Origin of the sequence: Nocardia suismassiliense (assembly GCF_900269665.1) — a bacterium.
GTDB lineage: Bacteria > Actinomycetota > Actinomycetes > Mycobacteriales > Mycobacteriaceae > Nocardia > Nocardia suismassiliense.
Genome location: NZ_LT985361.1, coordinates 3550932 through 3574351 on the forward strand (window position 1 = coordinate 3550932; position 23420 = coordinate 3574351).

26 protein-coding genes are annotated in these 23420 nt (G+C 65.4%); 13 read left to right on the forward strand and 13 right to left on the reverse strand.

What is annotated here, in order from left to right; all coding sequences use genetic code 11:
- Window positions 1-121 precede the first annotated feature (121 nt).
- The 3 genes from DBO33_RS15985 to DBO33_RS15995 all read right to left on the reverse strand — a co-directional run bounded on the left by DBO33_RS15985 (window position 122) and on the right by DBO33_RS15995 (window position 2780).
- Window positions 122-805 (reverse strand): DUF6461 domain-containing protein, encoded by a 684-nt coding sequence (locus DBO33_RS15985; RefSeq protein WP_107655745.1) that lies wholly within the window; start codon window positions 803-805, stop codon window positions 122-124.
- A gap of 488 nt (window positions 806-1293) precedes the next feature.
- Window positions 1294-1725, reverse strand: coding sequence for a COG1361 family protein (locus DBO33_RS15990; RefSeq protein ID WP_159080292.1), 432 nt, complete (start codon window positions 1723-1725; stop codon window positions 1294-1296).
- A gap of 407 nt (window positions 1726-2132) precedes the next feature.
- Entirely contained in the window at window positions 2133-2780 is a 648-nt protein-coding gene (locus DBO33_RS15995) for a hypothetical protein (RefSeq protein WP_159080293.1), read from the reverse strand.
- 331 nt (window positions 2781-3111) lie between these two features.
- On the opposite strand from DBO33_RS15995, the gene DBO33_RS16000 reads away from it, so the two are divergent.
- Both DBO33_RS16000 and DBO33_RS16005 read left to right on the forward strand, forming a co-directional pair.
- Complete coding sequence (locus DBO33_RS16000; protein WP_107655748.1) at window positions 3112-3351, forward strand: saposin domain-containing protein; 240 nt, start codon at window positions 3112-3114, stop codon at window positions 3349-3351.
- A 363-nt stretch (window positions 3352-3714) separates the two neighbouring features.
- Entirely contained in the window at window positions 3715-4173 is a 459-nt protein-coding gene (locus DBO33_RS16005; RefSeq protein WP_159080294.1) for a thioredoxin family protein, read from the forward strand.
- A gap of 187 nt (window positions 4174-4360) precedes the next feature.
- Here DBO33_RS16005 and DBO33_RS16010 read toward each other — a convergent pair whose 3' ends face one another.
- The 3 genes from DBO33_RS16010 to DBO33_RS16020 form a co-directional block, all read right to left on the reverse strand.
- Window positions 4361-4789 carry a VOC family protein gene (locus DBO33_RS16010; protein ID WP_107655750.1) on the reverse strand — a complete coding sequence of 143 codons (429 nt, stop codon included), beginning with the start codon at window positions 4787-4789 and terminating at the stop codon, window positions 4361-4363.
- Between the two features lie 122 nt (window positions 4790-4911).
- Window positions 4912-5391, reverse strand: coding sequence for a DUF5958 family protein (locus tag DBO33_RS16015; protein ID WP_199856652.1), 480 nt, complete (start codon window positions 5389-5391; stop codon window positions 4912-4914).
- Window positions 5392-5566: 175 nt separating this feature from the next.
- On the reverse strand, window positions 5567-6688 hold the full coding sequence (locus tag DBO33_RS16020; RefSeq protein WP_107655751.1) for an epoxide hydrolase family protein: 1122 nt from the start codon (window positions 6686-6688) through the stop codon (window positions 5567-5569).
- A 116-nt stretch (window positions 6689-6804) separates the two neighbouring features.
- On the opposite strand from DBO33_RS16020, the gene DBO33_RS16025 reads away from it, so the two are divergent.
- From DBO33_RS16025 to DBO33_RS16035, 3 genes are all read left to right on the forward strand, one after another.
- A complete protein-coding gene (locus tag DBO33_RS16025; protein WP_107655752.1) occupies window positions 6805-7227 on the forward strand; it encodes a MarR family winged helix-turn-helix transcriptional regulator in 423 nt (140 codons plus the stop codon).
- A gap of 73 nt (window positions 7228-7300) precedes the next feature.
- Window positions 7301-7822 carry a DUF6790 family protein gene (locus DBO33_RS16030; protein ID WP_107655753.1) on the forward strand — a complete coding sequence of 174 codons (522 nt, stop codon included), beginning with the start codon at window positions 7301-7303 and terminating at the stop codon, window positions 7820-7822.
- A gap of 35 nt (window positions 7823-7857) precedes the next feature.
- A complete protein-coding gene (locus tag DBO33_RS16035) occupies window positions 7858-8502 on the forward strand; it encodes a TMEM175 family protein (protein ID WP_107655754.1) in 645 nt (214 codons plus the stop codon).
- A gap of 20 nt (window positions 8503-8522) precedes the next feature.
- Here DBO33_RS16035 and DBO33_RS16040 read toward each other — a convergent pair whose 3' ends face one another.
- The 4 genes from DBO33_RS16040 to DBO33_RS16055 form a co-directional block, all read right to left on the reverse strand.
- Window positions 8523-8747 (reverse strand): hypothetical protein, encoded by a 225-nt coding sequence (locus DBO33_RS16040; protein ID WP_159080295.1) that lies wholly within the window; start codon window positions 8745-8747, stop codon window positions 8523-8525.
- 143 nt (window positions 8748-8890) lie between these two features.
- Window positions 8891-9358 (reverse strand): GNAT family N-acetyltransferase, encoded by a 468-nt coding sequence (locus DBO33_RS16045; RefSeq protein ID WP_159080296.1) that lies wholly within the window; start codon window positions 9356-9358, stop codon window positions 8891-8893.
- Between the two features lie 122 nt (window positions 9359-9480).
- Window positions 9481-10083: a hypothetical protein gene (locus DBO33_RS16050; RefSeq protein ID WP_107655757.1), complete on the reverse strand. Its 603-nt coding sequence runs from the start codon at window positions 10081-10083 to the stop codon at window positions 9481-9483.
- A 159-nt stretch (window positions 10084-10242) separates the two neighbouring features.
- On the reverse strand, window positions 10243-10842 hold the full coding sequence (locus DBO33_RS16055) for a TetR/AcrR family transcriptional regulator (RefSeq protein WP_234390865.1): 600 nt from the start codon (window positions 10840-10842) through the stop codon (window positions 10243-10245).
- Window positions 10843-10897: 55 nt separating this feature from the next.
- Between DBO33_RS16055 and DBO33_RS16060 the strand changes: the two genes are divergently transcribed.
- The 4 genes from DBO33_RS16060 to DBO33_RS16075 all read left to right on the forward strand — a co-directional run bounded on the left by DBO33_RS16060 (window position 10898) and on the right by DBO33_RS16075 (window position 16219).
- Window positions 10898-12253, forward strand: coding sequence for a flavin monoamine oxidase family protein (locus DBO33_RS16060; RefSeq protein WP_234390866.1), 1356 nt, complete (start codon window positions 10898-10900; stop codon window positions 12251-12253).
- Between the two features lie 14 nt (window positions 12254-12267).
- Window positions 12268-14055 carry a gamma-glutamyltransferase family protein gene (locus DBO33_RS16065; RefSeq protein WP_107655760.1) on the forward strand — a complete coding sequence of 596 codons (1788 nt, stop codon included), beginning with the start codon at window positions 12268-12270 and terminating at the stop codon, window positions 14053-14055.
- 46 nt (window positions 14056-14101) lie between these two features.
- On the forward strand, window positions 14102-15253 hold the full coding sequence (locus DBO33_RS16070; protein WP_234390867.1) for an alpha/beta fold hydrolase: 1152 nt from the start codon (window positions 14102-14104) through the stop codon (window positions 15251-15253).
- A gap of 171 nt (window positions 15254-15424) precedes the next feature.
- Window positions 15425-16219: a hypothetical protein gene (locus DBO33_RS16075; protein WP_107655761.1), complete on the forward strand. Its 795-nt coding sequence runs from the start codon at window positions 15425-15427 to the stop codon at window positions 16217-16219.
- Window positions 16220-16342: 123 nt separating this feature from the next.
- Here DBO33_RS16075 and DBO33_RS16080 read toward each other — a convergent pair whose 3' ends face one another.
- Window positions 16343-16789: a MarR family winged helix-turn-helix transcriptional regulator gene (locus DBO33_RS16080; protein WP_107655762.1), complete on the reverse strand. Its 447-nt coding sequence runs from the start codon at window positions 16787-16789 to the stop codon at window positions 16343-16345.
- A 90-nt stretch (window positions 16790-16879) separates the two neighbouring features.
- Between DBO33_RS16080 and DBO33_RS16085 the strand changes: the two genes are divergently transcribed.
- Window positions 16880-17278: a nuclear transport factor 2 family protein gene (locus tag DBO33_RS16085; protein ID WP_107655763.1), complete on the forward strand. Its 399-nt coding sequence runs from the start codon at window positions 16880-16882 to the stop codon at window positions 17276-17278.
- A 184-nt stretch (window positions 17279-17462) separates the two neighbouring features.
- On the forward strand, window positions 17463-18173 hold the full coding sequence (locus DBO33_RS16090; protein WP_107655764.1) for a hypothetical protein: 711 nt from the start codon (window positions 17463-17465) through the stop codon (window positions 18171-18173).
- Window positions 18174-18191: 18 nt separating this feature from the next.
- Here the strand turns inward: DBO33_RS16090 and DBO33_RS16095 are convergent, their stop codons facing one another.
- Window positions 18192-18389: a hypothetical protein gene (locus tag DBO33_RS16095; RefSeq protein ID WP_107655765.1), complete on the reverse strand. Its 198-nt coding sequence runs from the start codon at window positions 18387-18389 to the stop codon at window positions 18192-18194.
- A 77-nt stretch (window positions 18390-18466) separates the two neighbouring features.
- Here DBO33_RS16095 and DBO33_RS16100 point away from each other — a divergent pair, with 77 nt between their 5' ends.
- The gene (locus tag DBO33_RS16100) at window positions 18467-18913 is read left to right on the forward strand and encodes a GNAT family N-acetyltransferase (protein ID WP_107655766.1); all 447 of its coding nucleotides are present in this window, start codon (window positions 18467-18469) and stop codon (window positions 18911-18913) included.
- A 40-nt stretch (window positions 18914-18953) separates the two neighbouring features.
- Here DBO33_RS16100 and DBO33_RS16105 read toward each other — a convergent pair whose 3' ends face one another.
- A complete protein-coding gene (locus DBO33_RS16105; protein WP_107655767.1) occupies window positions 18954-19544 on the reverse strand; it encodes a hypothetical protein in 591 nt (196 codons plus the stop codon).
- 2845 nt (window positions 19545-22389) lie between these two features.
- On the opposite strand from DBO33_RS16105, the gene DBO33_RS16115 reads away from it, so the two are divergent.
- Entirely contained in the window at window positions 22390-23298 is a 909-nt protein-coding gene (locus tag DBO33_RS16115) for a hypothetical protein (RefSeq protein ID WP_107655769.1), read from the forward strand.
- Window positions 23299-23420 lie beyond the last annotated feature (122 nt).

The following is a 23420-nucleotide window of genomic DNA, read 5'->3' on the forward strand; positions in this document are numbered from 1 at the left end:
GTACGCGGTTGGACACCAGTCGGGGCGCGACAAAACTCGGGTTCGGGCTGATGCTGCGGTTCTCTACCAACTGGAGCGGTTTCCGCGCGCCCGGGCCGGGGTGTGACTATTCCGACCCGTACTACCGGCGGTGGGCGATGGGTCCGATGAGCAGGGGCTGGTCCAGCATGTCTGCCGTGAACGACACTCCAGTGACCTTCGCCGCCAGGGCGAAGGCTCTCGGCACGCCGGTGCTGCGGCTGATGTCCCAGGCGTCCGAATTGCTCTCGGGTTCATCTTCATCGGCGTCATAAATGTATTCATCGTCGGTCATGTCCAGCTGCATGCCCAGCTCGCGCATGTGGTCGTTGAGCCGGTCGGGGTCGCAACCCCATCGGATATGCGGGTACCACAGTTGGTGGCCGGTCACGATCGTCGCGTCGATCGCGTATGCGAGGCTGTGCTCGGCGTAGTCGTGTCGGGTGATCGCCAGGACCTCACAGTCTCGCGATAGTTCCGCCAGCACATCGCGATCGGTCGCCCACCACCCGTACGGTTCGATGGCCACGCTCCATGCACCGGCCCGAAACACGCCCACGTGACCGCCGCCGTCCCCGCCGCCAGACTTGAACTCGACAATCCTGTCTTTGAGCTCTTCGAAGTCGGACTCCTGGCCGGAGTCGTCGCCTTTGCTGAAGCGGCGCACCACCTCCGACGGGTCCAGGTTCCGAACAAAGGCGATACTGAAGATCACGCCCAGCGGGCCCGCTTGGCTCTCGGATGCGTTGAGCCACTGAAATGGGGCCAGGGGGTCGGTTGTCGTCATGGGGGTCATGGTGGCAGACCCCACCGACACCATTCGGTCGTCTGGATGCCTGATCACTGTCCTCAGCGCGGAATTCCCTTGGCTCCGTTGACATCCGAGCGGCTCGCCGGGCTGATACGCGGGGGTCAGCGGATCACCGGACTTGCTACCACTGGCGACCATTCTTGCCGCGCGGGCGAGGTGGCCCTCGTCACCGAGCACGTCGGATCGACATCCGGGACCGCCCGAAAGCACTGAAATGCCGCATACCGCGCGTTGATAAATCGCCCAGATCCGTTGGTGGACAAGGTGTTCCAACGCGCGGTAATGCCGATGTGCGCATATCACTCAAGCCCGTCGTACAACAATGGGCCAACCAGACTTGTTGGACACCGCGCTTACCGCTCGGCCTGTTGAAATCAGGGGAACAACGCGGCAGTGAAGCATGGGCGTGATCGTTGGCGACACTGCCGATGCCACTTCTCCTCGGCGGCTTGGGTCGGAACGTGTCATTGCTTCCATGGCGCAGCGTCGTGCACGACTGCACCCTTTCGCGTGATCGTCGACCAAGTTTCGCCTTGAATCAGTATGGGATCCAACGGGGTTCGGTCGGTATAGAGATAACCGTCATCGTCGGTGTAGTCGAACACGATTGCTGTCTCGCGCGGCACCCCGTCGGTGTTCGGCTGCACACCATCTTCATCGGGTTGCCCGTCGCTATCAGGCGCGCGGAACAGGTACTCGTTCTTCAGGGTGTAGCCGGGCGGCCAGGCGGCGATCGGCTTCGAGTACCGCCTGCGCAGGTACGGCAGCAAGCTCGGTGTGCCGGCGAGTGTCTTCCCGTGCGTCGGCAACGGAGGGTCGAAGCTCACTCGGACGTTGCGCGCGATCGATGGCCCGACGTTCGTGACTTCGATGCCTGTGGAGCCGTTGCCCGTCAACTTCACAACAGCGACCATCATCGGCCTGGTGGTTTTCTGCGTGGCTCTGCGGCTGTGCCGGAATGTCCGAACTGCGGTGGTACCGGTGACTACCGCCACGGCTCCGCCGGTAGCCGCAGACGCCGCGCCGATGCGTGCAGTCGTCCACCAGTGCAAGAAGTCCAGGAACCATCCCACAGCCGGTCTCGCTTTCGGTCGGCAAACCTTGGCAACGTCTCGCCGTAACCGCGATTGCGGGGCCGCTCGTTACACTGCCGGTGTCCGTGGCTTCCGGACGGCTCCGCCTGCGACGGGCTGTGTTCGTGATCTGCGGTCTTCGGCTCAGAAATTTGTGGACGGACAGCTGAGTTCGGTGTGGCAGGCGCGAGTAGTTCCTCGCCCCACTGTTTGTGAAGATCGTGCGTCAGTCACGACGTCGGCTGCACGAGCTGCGCTACCTCCATCCGGTCGGCGTCGAAGTGTGCGGTGAGTTCCCTGCCGCGGGCGTCGATGACGCTGATCGTGTCTTTTCCCGTGAAAGACACATGCTTCGGACATGGTTCGCTTTCCCGTGGCGTCCACACATCGGTCTGCCTGCTGAACAGGCCGCCGCGCTCCCGCAGCCTGACGGCGCAGAGGGTGTCGATCATGGCGTCCAAGTCGTGCGTGACGGCATCGTAGCGACCATCGGAGCTCACTGCGACGACCACGGGCTTGCTGTCACTCGAGCCCAAGATTGCCCAAATCATCATCAGCGGGAGGACGGGCAGCACCGCCAGCGCCAGGACCGCGGCGGGCACTAGCCAGTCCCGTATGCGCCGCCAACCCATCCTCGGTGCGAGGACAAGCAGCGCCGCCGTCGTGATCCAGCACACCGGTAGAGCCCAGCCGGGGATCTCCTGGAACCGATAGAAGCGGTCCGACTGGTAGATCGCCGGAACCGCCGCGAGGTCGGTCGTCAACAGCGCGGCGACCGCGAGCAGCCAGACGATCCGCCGTAGCCACGGCACCCTCTCCGTCGCGTGCCCCTGTCCATTCGGCGCGGGAATCGTCTCGTCAGTCGTCTGCTTTGCCAACGGTCGGCCTAACTCGTGCATCGGCCTTCGGTTCCAGTAGCCGAACTCACCGCCAGCCTATCGACGTCGTCCGTCGTCCGTCGAACCCGAACTCGTTGAGGCGTCATCTGTTTCGCGATCAGACCCATGCACTAGATTGCCGCATATCATGCGATCGGCGGGCGAGATGCCCCGCAGCTCAGGGCATCCGCTTGTGCCGAGGAACGTGAATCCAGCCGCCGACCACGGAAATGATCTACGAGTGGCCACGGCGGGTCCCTGTTCCATGATCTGCTTCAGAGCAGGCAGGGCCGCGCACGGCCCGGCCTCCGCAGAGAGAGGACCCTGACGAATGGCCAACCCCGAATTCGAGTTCTGTCAAGCGCTGGTGGAGAACATCAGAGACCAGATCACCTCCAACAGCGCTGAGGCAGAGGTCAAGGAACTGATGCTCGGGATCGCCCGCAACCAGGGCAGTTTCAGCGACCAACGCACCGCCTTCGTCAACGAGAACGCCTCCGAGATCTATGCTTTCATCACCGATGGGATGGACACTCAGGCGATCTGCCACGCGCTGGGGGTAGCCCCCTAGCCCCAGGGAACAACGAGCAGCCTCGGTGGATTGTCCGCCGGGCTGCTCGCACTCTTGCGGACAAACCTCAGTTCCGGCCCTCATCGCTCATAAGCCAGCTCCGGTAGCCCGGCCCAGTGCCCCCGAGACGCGCGATGCCAATGCTGGCACGATTGGCCGCGACTGACCAGTGTCTATCCACAGGGCTGATTACATGCAACGGTAGTGAGCGCTCATGCCGCGTTCCGGGTGTTCCGGGACAACCCCGACTTGCCCCGGAAGATCATCGGGGCGAGCTGATCTCCGCTGCGACAGCGAGCATGCAACGATCGCAGCCGCTCCAACTCATGTGTCCGGTCCGATCCGAACCCTTTTGGAGGCAATGTGCGCGTGCTCAGGTCTGTACTGGTTGTCGCTCTCGTAGGGCTTGTCGGTGTTGGCGGCGGGGAGTTTTTCTCGGCTGGTCGAGCCGCGGCGAGTGCTGACCCCGAGGTTCAGCCGGTGAGGGCACCGGGACCGAGCGGACGCGTCGAACCGGTGACCGACGCAACATTCGCCCAGGAGGTGCTCCGGGCAAAAGGTCCGTGCGTCGTCCTGTTCTACGCCGCATGGAATAAGGACAGTAAGCGTTTCAAGCCGGTGTACCAGAACGTCGCCAAGCAGTACGGCGACGAACTGAAGTTCACGGCACTCGACATCGAGCAGAACCCCCGGACCGCGGACAGGTACAGGATCACGGAGATCCCGACGACCATCGTGTTCGACGACGGGCGGGAGGCCAAGACGATTCGAGGTGTGGTCAGCGAAGACGAACTCGTAAAAGCGATCGCGGACGCTCTGTAAGCACACCCGGCCAGCAGTCGGCATGAGCGGATGTTCATGTATCCGCTCATGCCGCTGGTCGCGCGTTGGTCAATCGCCCAGATCGGTTGGCCGACAGTGCCTTTCAACGTACCGAAATGCCGACCAGCGGATACAGGCTGAACTGATGTCTGGCGCACAGGCTGGGCACCCGCCCTTGTCAGGTGGTTCAGTAGGTCGGCCAGTTACCCGGTGTCATCAGTTCGAGGAGGTGTTCGTCGGGATCCCGGAAGTAGATGCTGCGTCCGCCACGTGCCCAGTTGGTCCGGCCTTCGATCGGGATGTCGTGCGCGGTCAGGTGAGTTTCCCACTCGGTCAGTTGGTCCTCGGAGACCGCGAAGCACACATGGAGCCGGCCGCTGCCGTCGTGGGGTGGGATCTCGCCGCTCGGCAAACCCGGTTCGGGCAGCACTTTCGGTTCCAGCGATCCACCGCGGCGGAACAGCAGCAGCACATTGTCGCCCCCGATATCGAACGCGCACAACGGATCCGCGTCGAGAATCGGATTCAGTTGCAGCACATCGGTGTAGAACTTGCGGGCACGACCGAGGTCGTCGACGTACAACGCGGACTCGATGATTCGGTCAAGTTTCGGCACAGTTGGCTTCCTTCCTCGAATACGGTGTCGAAACAATCCTGCAACCTCGAGCCGACTCGAGGTCTAGGGTTGCGTGGATCACAGACACACGGAGCATGGGTAGGAAAGAAGGCTCCAGGTCATCAAGATGGCTGTGCGGCCGGTGATGTCGTTGCCGGCGGCGAAGGAGCCTGAGGTGGGGTAGGCGGGTCCGATGTAGCTGCTATCTCCGGGCTCGACGGCAAATGGTGCCAGGCATGGCTGCACCCGCCGGCGCAGTAGCGTGCACGCCTGCGCTCGTCTGCGACACCCAACAGTGCGATCAGCAAGCGAAAGGCTTTGACGCGCTCGTCTTTTGGCAGGCCGATGATCTTTGTCAGCTGCACGTTCAGGTGCCCGCGCGTGATCAGCACCGCTGGGGTGTGCGTCGGTCGTATGCCTGAACGCCGAATACTCTCCGCTCCGTCATCAATGGTGGCACGCGCCTGAAGGCAGTACTCGGCAGTCTGGCGCAGAACGACGAACTGTTGGTCAGCGTCGAGGCTTTCGAACCACTGCACACCATCCGGCATAGGCCGCAACGCCTGCGCGAGCTCGTTCAGAACGACGTCGCTTTCGTGCATCTCGCCACCACTCCCACGACCGATCTGAACTGCCACCCTGCACGGGTGTCGAAGCCGCGCTCGAAGTTTGACAGGACGGTGCCTACAAAGACATGTTTTATCGCGATCGCCGATCTCGGTGCTGGGCGACGACGACGCAGCCAGCAGACGATCAACGACCCCGCGGCACGGACACTCAGCGGAACAGGCGGAAGAACCCGCGCACCTGCTCGACCAGCGACTCCGGCTGCTCCAGCGCGGCGAAGTGCCCACCATGCGGCAGTTCCTCGAACCAGCGCAGGTCGGTGAACCGCAGCTCGGCCTCCCGCCGCGACGGGCGGGTTATGTCGCGCGGGTAGACCGACAGCCCGGACGGCGCGGTCACCTTGTCCCGGAAGTCGGCGAAGCTTTCCCAGTACAGGCGCGCCGACGACGTGGCCGATGCGGTGAACCAATAGACCGAGATCTCGTCGAGGATCGTCTGCCGCGACAACACGTCCTCGGGATGGCCGTCGTTGTCCGTCCAGGCCCATAACTTCTCGGCGATCCAGGCGGCCTGCCCCGCGGGGGAGTCGGTGAGGCCGTAGCCGAGCGTCTGCGGCCGGGTCGCCTGGATCGCCGAGTATCCCCGGCCGGTGCGCCGGAACTCCTTCTCGGCCTGGAGATTCGCCAGTTCCGCGGACGTCGGGTCGTCGAACGTGCCCGCCGCCACCGACCCCAGGTTCAGATGCACGCCGACGACCCGCTCGGGCGCCACCTCGCCCAGCGCGCCGGACACCGCAGAACCCCAGTCGCCGCCCTGCGCGCCGTACCGCTGATAACCCAGCGACACCATCAACGTGTCCCAGGCGCGCGCGGTGCGAGTGACGCCCCATCCGGTCGTCGGCGGCTTGTCACTCCAGCCGTACCCGGGCAACGACGGCGCGACCACGTGGAACGCGTCCGCCGGGTCACCGCCGTGCGCGCGCGGGTCGGTCAGCGGGCCGAGGACTTCCAGAAACTCGAGCACCGAACCCGGCCACCCGTGCGTGAGCACGAGCGGGAACGCGTCCGGCTCCGGCGAGCGGACGTGCAGGAAGTGGATGCCCAGCCCGTCGATCGTGTCGCGGTATTGCGGGAAGGCGTTGAGCCGCTGGGCGAACCCGAAGTCGTAGTCCTCGGCCCAGCTGCGGCACAGCTCCTGCGCATACGCCAGTGGTAAACCCTGTGACCAGTCGTCCACCGGCTCGCGCTCGGGCCATCGTGTCCGGCGCAATCGGTCACGCAGGTCCGCGATCTCGGCTTCGGTGATGCTGACCTCGAATGGCTCGGCGGACATTGCAAGGCTCCTTACTGGTCGAGGGCAGCCACCTTTCCCGGTCGAGACTCACGGCGAGGCTTCTGGCTGGCGTCACCATGAATGTTAACCGGGCAAGACTCTGATACGTTCGGCGTGTGGACGATGGACTCGGGGATCTGCTGCATCGCGTGGTGTACCTGCTCGGAGAGGCCGCGCGGCGACGCGTGGACGACTCCGAAGCGCTGACGTACAGCCAGATACGCCTGCTCGGGACGTTGGAAGAAATCGAGCCGGTGACCCAGCATCAGCTGGCGCAGGCGCTGGCGGTATCGGACCCGGCGGTGAGCCGGGCTCTGCGCCCGTTGGAAACAGCCGGATTCGTCGCGGTCGAGCCTGACCCCGAGCACGGACGGCGTCGACTGGTCAGCACCACTGAAGCCGGCCGCAACGCCTTCCATAGCAGCGACAGGCCGCTGCAGAACGAGCTGCGCGACGCGCTGCTCGAAGCGGGTTTCCCGTACGAACGCTATCTACGCGACACTGCCACGCTGGCCAAACTGCTTGAGCCACGCCGATAGCTCGATCCAGCAGACCTTCCGCGATGCACATGAGTCTTGACTGGTTAATGTTAACCATGCAACACTCAGGTCCATGAACGAAACGTCTTACCTCGCCCAGTCGGCTTTCCCCCTGGTCTGGATAGTGATCGCGGTGGTCGGTGCACTGATCCGAACCCGGCACAGCCCCTCGCGCGCAGCCGCACTGGAAACCTGGCAGCGGTGGTGGGCCGTGGCCGCACTCGGCTGCGGCAGCCTGTGGATGACGATCGCCTTCCTGACCGTCCCGGACGTGATGGCCACCGCGATCGGCTTCAACCAGAGCCCGTTCCAGTTCGAGATCGCCTTCGCCAACCTCGGACTCGCCGTCCTGGGATTGCGCGCCGCCTCGGCCACCGCCCGCGAACGCATCACCATCGGCCTCGGTGCCGGCATGTTCCTGTGGGGCGCGGCGATCGGCCACCTCTACCAGCGGTTCGCCCACGGCGACCACGCTCCCGGCAACACCGGTGGAGTACTGGTCTACGACCTGCTCCTCCCCGCGGTCATGATCGTCCTCGCGCTCCGGTCGCAACAGCTCTCCATAACCGCGCGGCCCACGTTCGTGCCCGCCTGAGAAACCCACCGGCGCCGTAACCCCAGGAGACTCCCATGCACCATGACGCGACCGGCCAGCGTGCAGGCCTTTCACCGCAGCGAATCGGCGCGTTCGCCGACGCTGTTCTCGCCATTGCGATAACCCTGCTCGTCGTCGAGATCAAGCGGCCGCAGGACGAGGATCTCGTCGATGCCGGCGCCCTAGCCGCATTCCTCTGGCACGAACGGTCTTCTTTTGTGGCGTTCCTGCTCGCGTTCTTCCTGCTGTGGGCGGTGTGGCGCCGCCATCACACGTTGATCGAAGGGGTGGCGCTGCTGGATCGGCGCACTCTCGCATGGCATGCGCCGCTGCTGCTTTTGGTCGCGATCCTGCCCTATTCGACGGCGGTGTTCGGGCACGCTCCGGACAACAAGCTGGCCGTCTGCCTCTTCGCTGTCACGTCGGCGCTGCTCTTCGCCAGTGAGGGGGTGGTGCGGGAGCTGGCCGCGCGACGACCCACCCTGGCCGAACACGTCGTTGCCGCCGATCTCCGTACCAGCGCCGATGCCTCGTCGGCCGTCGCCGCATTCTTCTTCGCCACAGCCGCACTCGCCTGGCTCACTCCGTACGTGTGGTACGCCTGGTTTCTCGCACCATTGTCGGCCGCTTTCGGGGGGCGACTGATCGATCGGGTGCGCGGAGCCTTTCCCGCTAACTGAGTCACCGGCTTGGTGCCGCCTCAGAACAGGCGATCATCCGAAGGCTCCGGCACCTGCGTAGTCCGCATGTGGACGTGCTCCTCATCGCACCCGACGTCCTGGATCGCGTCGATCTGGTCCTGAACCACCTCGGCGCGCGTCACCAACTCGACCCGATCGGGCTCGGTGAGGCTTTCGGCACCGAGCTTCTCGAAAACGCACGAGAGCACTGACCGTAAGTCCTCCAGTTTGCTGTCTGGCTCCACGAGCCTCACCCTACGTCCGAACCTGACGACATCTGCTCTTGCCGCTGTGCGCACTGAGCGAGCGGCCACTCCGCAGCGGCCTGGTGGACCAGAACTGTTGCAGCTCAGGGCGTCCGCAATTGCCGAGTTCGGCGTGTCGTGATTCAGCTGCGTTCGCTGCTTGCTGACTGCCTCGCCGTGGTCCGGGCAGCTTGAACTGCCGCCGGCACTTGCTGGAGGTACCGGCGAAATCCCTCCGCTTCTGGCTCGAATCCCAGCGAGGTGTAGAGCCGGTGTGCGCCGTCGATGGCATGGCGTTTGTGGGAGAGCAACTGCACCTTGTTGCATCCGGCTCCCCGCGCATCATCGAGAAGCCGTCTCATGATCGCGCTGGCGATCCCCTTGCGACGATGTTCGACAGCCACCACGACGGCTTCGATGAATGCGGTCGGCGCGCAGTCGTACGTCACATTCAACATCAGCATCTGGGTTGCTGTCCCCACGGCCTCGCCGTCGACTTCGGCCAGATAGACCGTGAGGTCCTCGGACCGCTGCATACGCGCCCAGGTGCGTAGCTGAAGATCAGTAGCACCACACGAAGCGAGCTGATCGTGGATTGCCAAGATGGACAACAGATCTCCAGGGCCAGCCGCCCGAATCCTCAGATTTCCCATGCCGGCAGTATCACGTGGGTGGACGACCATCTTTGGACTGGCTAGCTCGGCTGTCGACTCATCCGCACCTGGCACCCCCTCTATTGATTCGAGCGGACACCTCGAACATGTGCGATCACGTCCGGTTGGCCGAGCTCTCGCTGATTGATTCGGCCTTTGCCTCGGATCACGCGGTCGGCGGCCAGTCTTTTGCGCAGTGGGTAGGGTGCCGCTGCATCTTCGAAACCTTCTGAAACGCCTCGCCCGGTATCTGTGTACTCGTAGCGGACCGCGTACATCCTTCCCTTGTGGTGCCATTCACTGCGAACCAAGGGGCGCGCGAGGACTCCCTCGAACCATTCTGCCGTTCTGCTCGCCAGGTTCGCTGCGTCGCCCGTGGTTTCGAAGACGAACTCACTCGCCGTCTCTTGGATGGTGAAGTCCTGATTATGAAGTTGACCCCCACGGACCACCGAGCCGTCGAAGTGGGCGCCCACCGTGAGGATCCCCCGGTTGCGCTGCGCGTCACCGATGTCCAGATAAACGATCAGCTGGCTGTTGAAGGTGTGTGCGGATGGCAGCACGACCGTGTCGAGCGGATCGACCTGCCAGGAGCCCGCGCGAACGGCCAGAACATCCACAAACGCGCGTTGCGCGATATCCAGGTCGTCCTCGTCGTACTCGAACCAGGGAATCTCATCCATAACTGCACCGTTCACTCTGGCGACGCCCGTCGACGGCCGCGACAAGTCGGCCGGTGTCCCGGCCGCCATCTACCCGGCGGTGCGGCGGATCACCGGCCGCCTGGCGCGCCGATTCGCTGAGTGGGCCACCGATCACGCGAAAGACTTTGCCTAGCCCTGCTATTCGACTTCGCGTCGAAGCGAGTCGATCATGCCGAGGGCGATCTGGCCGGCTTCGCGGCGCATCTGTTCGTCGGCCGATTCGGCTAGGCTCCAAGCCAATTCGGTGAGCAGTCCGTAGATGGCGCGCACGATCAGGTGCGGCGATCGGGGGCGGAAGACGCCCGCCTGGATCAGCTCGTCGACCAGGTCGCCGATGAGGCCGACCATGTGGCGCTCGTCGAGCTCACGCCAGCGGTCCCAGCCCAGGGCGATCGGGCCTTGCTGCAGCACGATGCGCTGGTAGGCCACGTCGGTGCATTCGTCGAGGAAGACGTTCAAGGCCCGGACCGCGGTGTCCCACGGGTCGCCCGGCGTACCGAGTGTCTTGGTCAACCGCTCGGTCAGTTCCTGTTCGACCTGCTCGAAGACAGCCTCGAACAACCCTTGCTTGCCGTTGAAGTGGTGATATACGGCGCCGCGCGTCAGGCGGGCGGCCCCCGCGATCTCATCGGCGGACAGTTCCGAGTACCGCCGTTCCATGAACAGCCGACGCCCCGCCTCCAACAGCGCGGATCGGGTGGCTTCGGCGTATTCCGCACGTCGTCCCTTGACAGTCACAGCAACAAGACTACATTCACATACGCCGTGTATCTGAGATGTTAGGTGTATGCGAATGTCGGATCGCAAAGATGTGATCGTCGTGGGGGCCGGGGCGGCCGGGCTGACAGCTGCCCGCGCGCTCGCGGCGGCCGGGCTCGACGTCGTGGTGCTGGAAGCTCGGGACCGGGTCGGCGGCCGCACCCGCACTGTCGAAATACCGGGCAGTGCCTCGTCTGTCGAAGTCGGCGGTATGTGGGTCGGACCCGGGCAGGATCGGGTGCTGGCATTGCTGACCGAACTGGAGTTCGCCACCTATCCGACCTACGACCACGGCCTCAAGATCGGCGAATTCGGCGGCCGCGTCACCCGCTACCCGGGGCGGATACCTCGACTGAATCCGTTGGTACTGGCCGATATCGGGATGACCCAGCTGCGCCTGGATCGCGCGGCCCGGCGAATACCCTTGCAGGCACCGTGGACGGCGCCCCAGGCTGGGGAACTCGATGCGCAAACCTTCGATACCTGGTTGCGCAAGCACTCGCACACCGAGACCGGACGCGCCTTTTTCCGGCTGATCACCCAGGCGGTCTGGTGCGCCGAACCGGAGGACATGTCGGCACTGTGGGCGCAGTTCTACATCCACTCGGGTGGCGGCCTCGACTCGTTGATCAACACGACCGGCGGCGCGCAGCAGGACCGGGTCGTCGGCGGCACCCAGCGGCTGTCGATCGCGATGGCCGAGGAATTGGGCGACCGGGTCGTCCTCGGTGCCGCGGCGACACAAATCGACTGGAGCGACAACAAGATTCGGGTCCGGGCCGGGCGGCGGCAATGGACGGCGCGGCACGCGATCATCGCGGTCCCACCGCCGCTGGTGCACCGAATCCGGTTCACGCCGGACCTGCCCGCCGAACGCGCCCAACTGCTGCAACGCCTCCCGATGGGCTGGACGATCAAGGTCAACGCGGTCTATGACGAGCCGTTCTGGCGCGCGAAAGGTCTATCCGGACAAGCCAATAGCGACCGGCGCCCGCTCGGCACAGTCTTCGACGCCGGTCCACCCGGCGGCGACCCCGCGGTCCTGGTCGGCTTCCTCGAGGCCACTCATGCCCAAGCCGCCGCTCGCCTGGCGCCGAAGGAACGCCGCGCCGCGGTACTCGACGACCTGGCAGCATATTTCGGCCCCAAGGCCCGTAATCCGGTCCACTACATCGAACAGGATTGGGCCGCCGAAACTTTCAGCCGCGGCTGCTACGGCGCCTTCGCCACCCCCTCGACCTTGACGCGCTTCGGGCCGGAGTTGCGCCGCCCGACCGGCTCGCTGCACTGGGCCGGCACCGAAACAGCGACCCGCTGGGCCGGATACATCGACGGCGCAATCGAATCCGGTCAACGCGCGTCCCGCGAAATTCTCGCCACCACCCGCTGAATGGACTCACACCGATGACCAGTTTCACCACACGTCCCACCCTGCAGGGCACCTTCGGCATGGTCTCGTCCACGCACTGGCTCGCCTCGGCGGCCGCGATGGCGATCCTCGAGGACGGCGGCAACGCCTTCGACGCCGCGGTAGCTGCGGGCTTCATCCTGCATGTGGTCGAGCCGCACCTGAACGGCCCGGCGGGGGAGGTGCCGATCATCCTCGCACCGGCGGGGCAGACCCCGCGGGTGCTGTGCGGGCAAGGTCCGACACCAGCGGGCGCGACGATCGAGCATTACATCGGTCTGGGCCTCGAGTTGGTGCCCGGAACCGGGCCGTTGGCCGCGGCGGTACCCGGCGCCTTCGACGCCTGGATGCTGCTGTTACGCGACCACGGCACCAAGCGGCTGGCAGAAGTACTGGCACACGCTATCTGGTACGCCGAGCATGGACACCCCGTGCTCGAGGATGTCTCGGTCACCGTGTCCTGGATGCGGGATCTCTTCGAGACCGAGTGGACCACTTCGGCCGCAGTGTATCTACCAGGCGGAAAGCCGCCTGCCCCCGGGCAATTGCTGAAGAACCCGGTATTGGCCCGGACCTGGCGGCGGCTGATCGCCGAAGCCGAGGCTGCGAGCGCGGACCGCGACACGCAGATCGATATCGCCAGGCGCGCATGGCGCCAGGGGTTCATCGCCGAAGCACTTGCCTCCGCAGCGGCACAGCCCACGATGGACACCTCGGGCGAGCGCCACTCAGGCACTTTGACCGGCGACGATCTGGCGAATTACGCTGCGACATACGAGGATCCGGCCACATACACCTGGAACGGCTGGACCATCGCGAAGCCCGGCCTGTGGAGCCAGGGGCCCGTATTTCTGCAGCAGCTCGCCTTGCTACCGGAACGCCTGGACCACGGAACGGCCGACTACTACCACGCGCTGATCGAGGGATCGAAACTCGCGATGGCGGATCGGGAGGCCTGGTACGGGGAGGGCTCCGACATCAGCCTGGAGGCGTTGCTGTCGCCGACATACAACGCGGAGCGACGTGCCTTGATCGGCCCGGAAGCGTCCTATCTGCTGCGGCCCGGCAGCCCGGGCGGTCGACCGCCGCGGGTGAGTAGCCATGCTGATTCCACTGCACCGCAAGGTATTTCGATCAGCATCGGGGAACCTACCGTGGCAGTAACGGGCGCCACCCGCGGCGACACCTGCCATCTCGACATCGTGGATCGCTGGGGCAACATGGTTGCCGCCACGCCCAGCGGAGGCTGGCTGCAGTCGAATCCGGTTGTGCCCGAACTGGGTTTCCCGCTCGGCACCCGGCTGCAGATGGCGTGGCTGGAGCCGGGGCTGCCGAATTCCCTTGCACCGGGCCGCCGCCCACGCACCACGCTCAGCCCGACCCTGGCGTTACGTGACGGCGAGCCCGTCCTGGCGTTCGGCACGCCGGGTGGTGACCAGCAGGATCAGTGGAGCTTGCACTTCTTCCTGGAACTGGTATCGCGCGGCGACGGAAAGGGTTGCGGCCACCTGGATCTCCAGGGAGCGATCGACGCACCGAACTGGCACCAGGACAGCTTTCCCGGCTCGTTCTATCCACGTTCGATGAATCCCGGTGGTGTGACCATGGAGTCGCGCGTCGACCCGGGCGTTCGAGCCGAGCTGCTCCGGCGCGGTCATCGGATCACCGTGGGCGACCCTTGGTCGGAGGGACGTATTTGCGCCGTCGCCCGCGACCCCGAGACGGGCGTGCTGTCGGCGGCGGCCAACCCGCGCGGAATGCAGGGCTATGCCGCCGGACGCTGAAAGACCGAATTCCTTATTTTCCAACCCATTACATGAGAGGTGTTCCATGAAGTTCCCCGTGCGGTGCATGGTCGTCGCGATGCTGGTCGCCGGATGTTCGGTAACAGCCACCGGAATGTCGACGGCGGTGCCGTCGAACGACCCTGGATCCGTCGTTTCGTCCCGGCAGCTGGGCGGTGCCGAGCTGATTCCCGCGTCGGGCAAGGGTTTCCGGCTCGTCTACCGGACTACCGGTCAGAACGGTGAACCACAGGTCAGCGGCGGAAACGTCTATCTTCCCACCGGGACGACGCCGCCCGGTGGTTGGAAGGTGGTGTCGTGGGCGCATGGCACAAGCGGCATGGCGCAAGGGTGCGCGCCCAACCTGATGGGTGGGGTTGCGGATGACCACGATGAGACACCGCAGATGTCTTCGCTCTTGGCCCAGGGTTACGCGGTAGCGGCCACGGATTACATCGGGCTGGGTGCATCGGGGCAGTACGAATACTTGGCAGGGCGCGCCGAAGGGCATGCGGTGCTCGACATTGTCCGGGCCGGTCGAGTCCTCGCCCCCGAACTGTCGGATTCGTATGCGCTGGCCGGGCATTCCATCGGCGGGCACGCGGCGCTGCTCGCGGCGAACCTGTCGTCGAGCTACGCCCCGGAACTCGATTTGCGCGGAACCGCTGCCTTCGCTCCGACCAGTAATTACGAAGATCTGATCACCCTGCTCTCCGGACCCGACCTGGCCGCGCCGCTGCCCGCCGGACTGCAGGTCCGCGTCTTGATGATCATGGCGGGCCTCCAGCACGCACGGCCGGAGCTGGCGGCCACCGATCACCCGAGCGAGCGTGGGAAGCAGGTGCTCGCTCTCGCGGCCGCCGGTGAAGGATGCCTGGAGTCGGCGACTACCGCTGTCAAGGGCCGCCCCGTCGGTGAACTGTTCAGCAAACCCCTGACCGATCCGGCGGTGACCGCCGCGCTCCGCGACTACATGGGTGCACCCACCACCGGCTATCACCGGCCACTGCTGCTGCTACAGGGCGGCGCCGACACGGTGCAGCCGATGCCGACGACGGTGCTACTCCAGCAACAACTCCAGCAGGGCGGTGCCGACAGCCAATTGCGGTTCTACCCATCGGCAACCCACTTCACGCTCTTGCCGCACGCCCGTGCCGACGTGTCCGCGTTCCTGGCTGAAGTCTTGCCGAGTCGCTGATCAGGGCGGAGGTGGGAATCTCGCAGCCGTGCACGCAATTCGCCCTGCACAGTGGCTGCGATACCAGTGGCGAAACCGAAGGTCCTCAGCCTGGCCGGATGCGGTCGGCCGCCGATGCAAGGCGGGTCCGTGCCTGGATCGTGGTCGGGTGCAATCTTGTAGGCTCGGCTGGTGTCCGACAGCGGATTGTGGGAAGTCAGAGCGCTGTTCGAGGCGTTGCTGGACGAGCCTGCGGGGTGGGGTGCCGCGCAGTTCGGGCCGTGGTTCGCCGAGCGTCCGCAGATGATTGCCGAACTCCACGAATACGGTATGCGAGGCGGGCATCGCCTGGAGTTGTCCGCGGAACAGCGGTGGGGCCTGTATGCGGTGAACCGGTTGGTGGACATGCTTCTTGTGCCGCTTCAGCCGCATTATCTGGCGACCGCGTATTCGGGAGCTTCGCAGTCCGCCTGGGCCGAGTTCACCGAATTGGCCGGAGCAACCTCGATCACCGAGGGGGAGTTTCACCCGTTCTTCCACGAAATCGTCGACGTTGTCGTGTCCGACGACCCGCACGAACCGCCCACGATCGTCGACCAATATTGGCCCGGCGCGTTCGTCGGAAACTTGCTGCTGGTCCGTTCCGGTGTCACCGTGCGGGCCGGCTCGGCAGTCCTGGATCAGCAAGCCGCCGCCCGATCCTGCATGTACTTCACCTTCTGGCGCTGCTACCGGGACGTGCAGGACTTATCGCACAACTGGGGCTCGAATTCCCAGTGGCGCACCAGCTTTCGCCGTGACTACTATGTCGGCGGCGAACTGCACTACAACGTCGATGCCCAATGGGAAGACGATCCCAGACCTCCCGACGACGACCTCACCTCGCGAGAACGGCTGGACCTCTTGCGTTTTCGCCATGGTGTGCTGCGCGACCTCGGCGCCGACTGCTGGCCCTACGACGACTATTTCGTCGAACAGTGGCACTGACGGTGGCCGGGATCGAATCGCCGCGGTCCCCGCAGCGCACCGGAGTGTCTGGAAAGCCGGTGGGTGAGCGTTCGGACAGCGGCGGCTGAATCGCCTGTCCGACAGGGCAACTCGATCAGCGGGTCAGCCGAAGGGTTTCTCGCCGACAAATCGGGTCAGCGCGGCCGCGAAGGCACGCGCCTCATCCTCGGGCCAGGCGGCCAGGTGCTGGTCGAGACGGTCGGCGAGGCGCTCGCGCATCACCTCGACCGCCCGCGCACCGCGATCGGTGAGTCCGAGCAGGGTCGCCCGGGCATCGTCGGGATCCGGTGTGCGCCAGACTAATTCGGCCTGTTCCAAGCGCGTCGCATGGCGACTGGTCACCGATCGATCCAGTCCGATTTCGGTGGCGAGTGCGGCCGCGCTGCGCGGTCCCCAGCGGGCCAGCGCGCTGAGCACCGGATAGGTCGTGGTATCCACCGCCGGGTCCAAGCCCGCGGTGAGTTCGGCGTAGATGCCTTCCCTGGTTCGCCTGCGCAGCAATTCCGCGATCGCCTCGGCGACCTGGGCGCCGGTTCCCTGTTCCGCCATGTCACCAACAATAGCGTGCATCGAGCACGCATCTCGGGTACGGTCAGTAGCGTGCACGCTGCACGCAAATAGTTGAAGGAGACAGTGACCATGACCGCCGCCACCACCGACATCACCACCGCACTCAACGACCTGCTGTTCGATCGGCAGATCGATGTCGACACCGCTTTCGCGCGGCACTTCACCGGCGACTACCGCCAGCGAACCGACGGCGTCTGGAGCGACCACGCCGAATTCGTCGAGCACATCACCCATTTGCGCGGTGTGATCGCCGAGGGGCGCGTCGAGGTGCACGACGAACTGATCTGCGGCGACCGCTACGCCGACCGGCATACGGTCCACGTTCGAAAGATCGATGGCGGCGAGGTCGCCTTCGAGGTGCTGGTATTCGCTGAACTCGCCGCCGACGGCCGCTTCCGGCAGATCATCGAGACCACCACCATGCTGTCTGGTGGAGCCGAGGACCGGGGGCTGGGCAGCGCCCGGTGATGGGAACTACCTCGCAGCCGGCGAGATAATCTGCCAGGATCGTTGCGGTCCCGCTTTTCCACACCTGGGCCGATGCCAGCCGACCTCGGCCCTGATATCCGATTATCGAGTGGTAGGAACCGGTCGGCGTCGGCATGATTGAGCAAAAGTTGGCGGTAAGTGTTCGTGGGGGAGGGGATTTTTGATGCCCACGGTGCGGCGGTTCTGGATCGAATTCGAGATGGAGCGTGACTCGGTTTACTGGGGTGCGCTCGTCCAGGGCGTCGGGGTGACCGGCTTCGACGTGCAGGACTGTTTGTCGATGCTGGCAGATGTCCTTCCCGCTGGTAAGGAGTTACCCCCGGTGCGCCGCATCACGGTCGACATCTCACTGGCAGAGCCACTTCCGGTGAACCCGCCCAATCTCGGGGTCCCGGTGTGGCGAGGCGTGTGGTACCCACCCTGGAACCTTTCGATCGGACCGATATGGCGCCCTCGCGGCGTCGACCGGGCGGCCGAACGCCCCGGCATTCCGACGCCTGTCACCGGGACAACTCCGACTTGGTGGGACGAAATCCCGCATATCAAAAGCCTATTGGTGCCGTTGGTCTATATGCACCAACCCAAATTCGATGATCAGAAATGGCAAAGCCTTACCTGGATGGAGCGCCACAGATCGGCCGCGGAGCCGACCTATGGGGCCATGGTGCGCGAAGCCCTCGACTATGTGATCGCGCGGCGCCCGACTCCGAGCGAGTGGTACGACCCGACAGGTGCCTGGTTCCTCGAGCAACAGGAACTGGACGACTATCTGCGGGCCTTCCGCGACTACTTGTTCGGAGATCGCTCGGAGCCGATCTCCCCGCCCCGCAATAAACGGCCTCCGCTCGATGCTGGGGGACAGGAACTCCCGTAACGCCGCCGGGCGGGTCGGCTATTTGTCGAACTCCCGCAAGAACGCCAGCAGCTCACCGCGCCCCATCGACGTGGACCCGTTCTTCGAAACCAGCGCGCGCCGAGCCGATTCGGCTTCCGCGAACGCCTCCTCCAGCGGCACGCCGTTGGCCCGCCGAAGCGCGGTCAACCCGGTCAGGAACGCGACAGTCTCGCCGCCGAAGTAGGGTTCGGACATTCCGCCAAGCCTAGCGGCGGATGCGGGCGTTCGAATCGCCTGGCGCGATTCGGCCGACTGAGCCTAGATTTCGGCCTATGGATGTTCGTTTTCGGCGTGCCGAGGTCGCTGACGCCTCGACGATCGCGGACGTGTGGCTGCGGTCCTTCGCCACGGCGCTGCCGACCGTGCGTCGATCGCACGATGACGACAGCGTCCGCTCCTGGTTCGCCAACGTTGTTGTCCCGCAGTGCGAGACATGGGTGGCGGCGGGTGACGAACAGGTACTGGGGCTACTGGTGCTCACCGACGACGATCCGGAGCAGCTGTACCTGGAACCGTCCTGGCGGGGACGTGGGCTCGGCGACCAGTTCATGGACCTGGCGAAGCGGCGGAGGCCGAATGGTTTGGCGCTGTGGACTTTCCAGGTCAACGAACCGGCGCGCCGGTTCTATATTCGGCACGGGTTTGTCGAGACAGCTCGTACGGACGGCAGGCGCAATGAGGAGCGCGAGCCGGACATTCGCTACATCTGGCGACCGTAGCGGCAGGGGCAAATTCGACTAACCGCACACCGATTATCAGTCACGACGGCGGTCGAAGCAGCGGCGCTACCTGCATCCGGTCGGCGTCGAAGTGTGCCGTGATTTCCCGGCCGCGCGCATCGATGATGCTGATCGTGTCGTTTCCCGGGAAGGACACCTGCGTCGGACATCGCTGACCTTCAGGCGCCGTCCACACACTGGTCTGCCTGCTGAAGAGGCCGCCGCGCTCCCGCAGCCGGACGGCGCACAGGGTGTCGATCATGGCGTTCACGTAGTGGGTGACGGCTTCGTGGCGACCGTCTGCGCTCACCTCGACGGCCACGATCTTCTGTTCATCCGAACCGAAGGCTACGTACAACATCGCCAGCGGTACCAGGGGCACCGCCGCGAGCGCCAGGACGGCGGCGGGCACCAGCCAGGTTCGCCTGCGCCAACCCATACGCGGTGCGCGGACGAACAGCGCTGCCGTCGCGATCCAGCACACCAGCGGAACCCAAACCGGGACTGCCTCAAACCGATAGAAGCGGTTCGACACGTGGATCGCGGGCATTGCCGCCAAGCCCGCCGTCGACAGCGCGGCGACCGTGAGCACCCAGACGATCCGCCATCGGCGCGGCACCCTGTCCGCCACGCCGCCTCGCCGACTCGGCTCAGGAATCGTCGCTTCAGTCGTCTGCTTCGCCAAGGGTCGGCCTACCTCGTGCTCTCGTCTTCGGCTCCAGCAGCCGAACTCATCGCCAGCCTATCGGTGCAGTCCGCCATACTCGATCCCGTTGAGCTGTCATCCGTTTCGTGTTCAGCCCGCCGGACCACATGCCGCGCGCTCCGATTTCTCTGCATCCGCAAGGGCACTCGAGATCTGAAGTTCGCGTACCGCAGTAACCCATGCCCACAACGCGTTGAAGTGCGTTGCCGAAGAGACGGCGACAGTTCGTGGGTCAGCCGCCGAGGTGGTGGTCCCGGGAGGGTGCGTGGACCAGCTCGCTGACGGTTGTGGCGTAGGAGGAGGCGGCTCGGCTGCGGACGGTGGCGCCGGGGTGGCCTGCCGCATCGAGGGGGAGATGGGTAAGTGGGCCGGTGCGGATCCAGCACAGGTGGGGGAGGTGTTGGGGNGGGGGAGCGGCGAGTAGACCTAGTTCATGCAGGATGGGCTCGGAGAGCACTGTCCATAACCAGCTGAGGGTCTCGGTGATCGATTGCTGCGCTGCTGATTGTTGGGCGGACGACAGGCGGGGATCGGTGGAATTTGTTACGGCGGTGCGGAATTGGGCGGTGCGGGCGGTCAGCTCTGTTTCCGATAGGTCGGGGAGTGTGATCGTGCGTAGGGCGGCGTGCTCGATGATCAACGCGTCCGAGCCGAGTCCGCTGACGTTCACGACGATGGTGGGGCTCGTTTTCGGTGCTGCGGAGAGTAATTCAGAGACATCAGGGGGTTTCAGGAAGGTGTGAAGTCCGGGTATCTGACGGATTTCGGCGATCAGTCGATGCCATTCCTGTGCGGCGTGCCGGCGTTGCTCGCCGGTGGGAGCTCCCGGCGACGCCCTGATGAAGAGCTGTGGCGCGGAAAAGCCAGCTGTTTCAGGTTGATTCAGCACGTGGCTGAGTTCGTCGAAGCGTTGGGCCAACCGGGGTTCGCGCTTCGCGAGTTCGATGCTGTGGCGGTGCAGTATGCCGTGGCCGTGCTCCAGTATGCGCAGCGCGTGCTGCGGGTCGGGTGGACCGACTCTGAGCGCGCACGCGGCGGCGTCACGAGTCAGTCCGGTGAAGTCGGCGAGCAGTCGCGCACGGTCGGTCATCGGCAGAGTGCGCGCGGCGAACTGGGGTAACAGATCCACCGCCATGTCGAATGTTTGGTGCACGAGCCTGCTGGTGGCAGCCGAGACGGTAACGCCGGGGACGGTCAATTGACGTGCGGCAGCGACTCGTTCGGGCACCGAGACGGTCGAGTCGCCCGCGATCTGCTGCCATCGGCGTGTGGCATCGTCGGCGGCGGAACCGGTGAGCGTGGTCCGCAGCGAATACGCGGCCGCGACCGTCGCCCGAGCACGCGAATGCAACACGTGACCGGGCGGTGCGGCTGCGGCGGCTCGTTCAGCGAAATGCCTGAGCCGCTTCAGCTCTCGGTGTGCGCGCCGCGGCAGATCGTCGGCCAGCCGGTGTTGCTCCAGTTGATCGTCCGGAATACCCCAGCGGTGCAGGAAGCGGGCACGCTCGACCTCGGCATGAACGAGGCGTCGCTCCGCCGGATGGGCATTCGCCCGCGAGGTGATGCGGGCCCACCGTATCGCGGTGGCAGCCTCCGCGAGATCGGTCGGATCGGACAACTCCCGAAACCGTTGCAGGAGCAGTAACGCCAGGTTGATGTGGTACCGCGCCCACAGCGGATGAGACCTGGCTCGGACACCGTGCGGCAGCTCCGCCACCGCTTGTTTCGCCAGCAGGGTCGCCTCGTCCAATACCGAGGCGTCGGCGTCTCCCCAAATATGCTGTAGCCGTAGCGCATCGGCGAGCGAGGATGCGGCTCCCGGAACCGGCGCCCCGCTGCGTTCGCCGTGCGCGAGCGCTTCTCGAAGTAACTCGACCGATTCCCGCAGTATCGAAGCATCACCGGTCGCGACGGCTTTGCCGAGCAACGCACCGGCCAGTGAGTTGAGCCGAGATCCGCGGAGCTCATGGTCGGCGGGCGTGCCCTGCAGCGCGGCCCGGCCGGCGTGGATGCCGTCGTCGAGGTCGACCGGCTCGCCGGCGCAGCGCCATCGGGACAACAGGGCCCCCGCCAGATTCGCCGAGAGGGCGGGCAGCATCGAATGGCCCGCCGGCGCGTGATCCAAGGCCTGACGGAACAATTCGATCGCATGATCGATATCGTCGCGGGCGCCGAACCGTTCGAATCGCGCCCACTCGGTGAGCCCTAAACCGTTCTCCGCCGCGCTACGGAGTTCGGGCTGCGCCGTCGCACACAGGGGAGTGGCGAACACGTCGGCGGCTCGTTCGAGCAGCTTCAGCCGACCGGTCTGTTCGTATTGCGCGAACAGCTTTGCCGCTTCGGTGATCGCGGAATGCCCGCTCGTATCGCGCATGGGCGCACAGATATGCAGATGGACCTGCGGATCGCCACAGATGAGCGCGTTGAACTCGCTCAGCGCCCGACCGTGCTCGGTGCCGGTGATATTCAGCGGCTCGCCGTCCCAGATCGCCAGCAGCGCATCGAGGTCGGGACCGGGCGGTCCGTTCGCGATCGTGCGCAGTTCGTCACCGAGTTGCCCGGGCGCAAGTTCCATGGCGGTGCGTAAGTTGTCCATGTCCGGTCTGTTCGCGTTGTCGCGCAAGGTCTTTCACCCACTGTCTAGAGGTGCTGTTCGAACCGCGACGGCGGCCCGGGTTCGGCGGTACCTTCAAACGTGATGTCGTTGAGGCTAATTGGCGACAGCAGGTAGCCGAGGCCGATTGGCTACACGCGATTCTTTGGAGGCGCCATGTCGAGCACCGGCGACGGACCGGAACCTCAGGCTTTGCTCGCAACGGTGCCCACCGGACTACTCTTCGTGACACTGGCCGTAGCGGGCACCGCGCTCGGCCACCGCCGCTGGTACGAACTGCCCGTCCTCGTTCGCGAACTGGACACGCTGGCCCGGCATCCCGGCGCGCAGACACCCGGGATCGTGCTGTTGACCGCTGTCGCCGTGCTGGTGGCCGCCATGGGAAGCGGTCTGGTGGTGCAGATGCTCGCCGGAGTGACCCACCAGCTGTGGTCGCAGCTGTGGCCCGCGCCGCTGCGCGGCTTCGGCAGACTGCTCACCCGCTGGCGGGCGCGGCGCTGGATCGCCGCGGGCCGCGCCCTCGACCTGGCCTGGCGCAATACCGCCCGCGGTCAAGCAGGCCAACGCCCGCCGGGTTTCCTCGGCACCGAGGACACCGCGCGCCTGAACGCCTTACGGAACCGGATATCGCTGACCGAACCGCGCCACCCCACCTGGATCGGCGACCGCATCCGCTCCACCGACGACCGCGTGCTGCACCACTACGGTTTGGACCTCGACTCTGCCTGGCCACGGCTGTGGCTCATCGTCCCGAGCGAGACGCGTAGCGAGATCCGTTCCGCGCGGGCCCGCTACGACGCCGCCACTCGCCTTGCGGCATGGTCGATTCCGTACCTGCTGCTCGCCGTGTGGTGGTGGCCGTCGGCCTTGCTCGCGACGACCATCGCGCTGGTAGGTGGCCGCCGCGGCCGCGCCGCCATCGACAGATTCTGCGCACTGGCCGAGTCCGCCGTGGACCTCTACGGCCGGGACCTCTCGGCCGCCCTCGGCCTCCCGGCCGGGGAAGGAGCCGTCCAGCCGGAGACCGGCCAGTTGATCACCGCGCACCTCCGCAAAGGAACCTGACCGACGCCCGCCGGTGTGCCGGAAACTCGGGTGGAGAACTGTTCGGTTGTCCGATAAGGTGCGATGTCGCGGCCACGGGGGTTCTATCGTGCCGCCGATTTCTATTGAGATGTGCCAGTTTC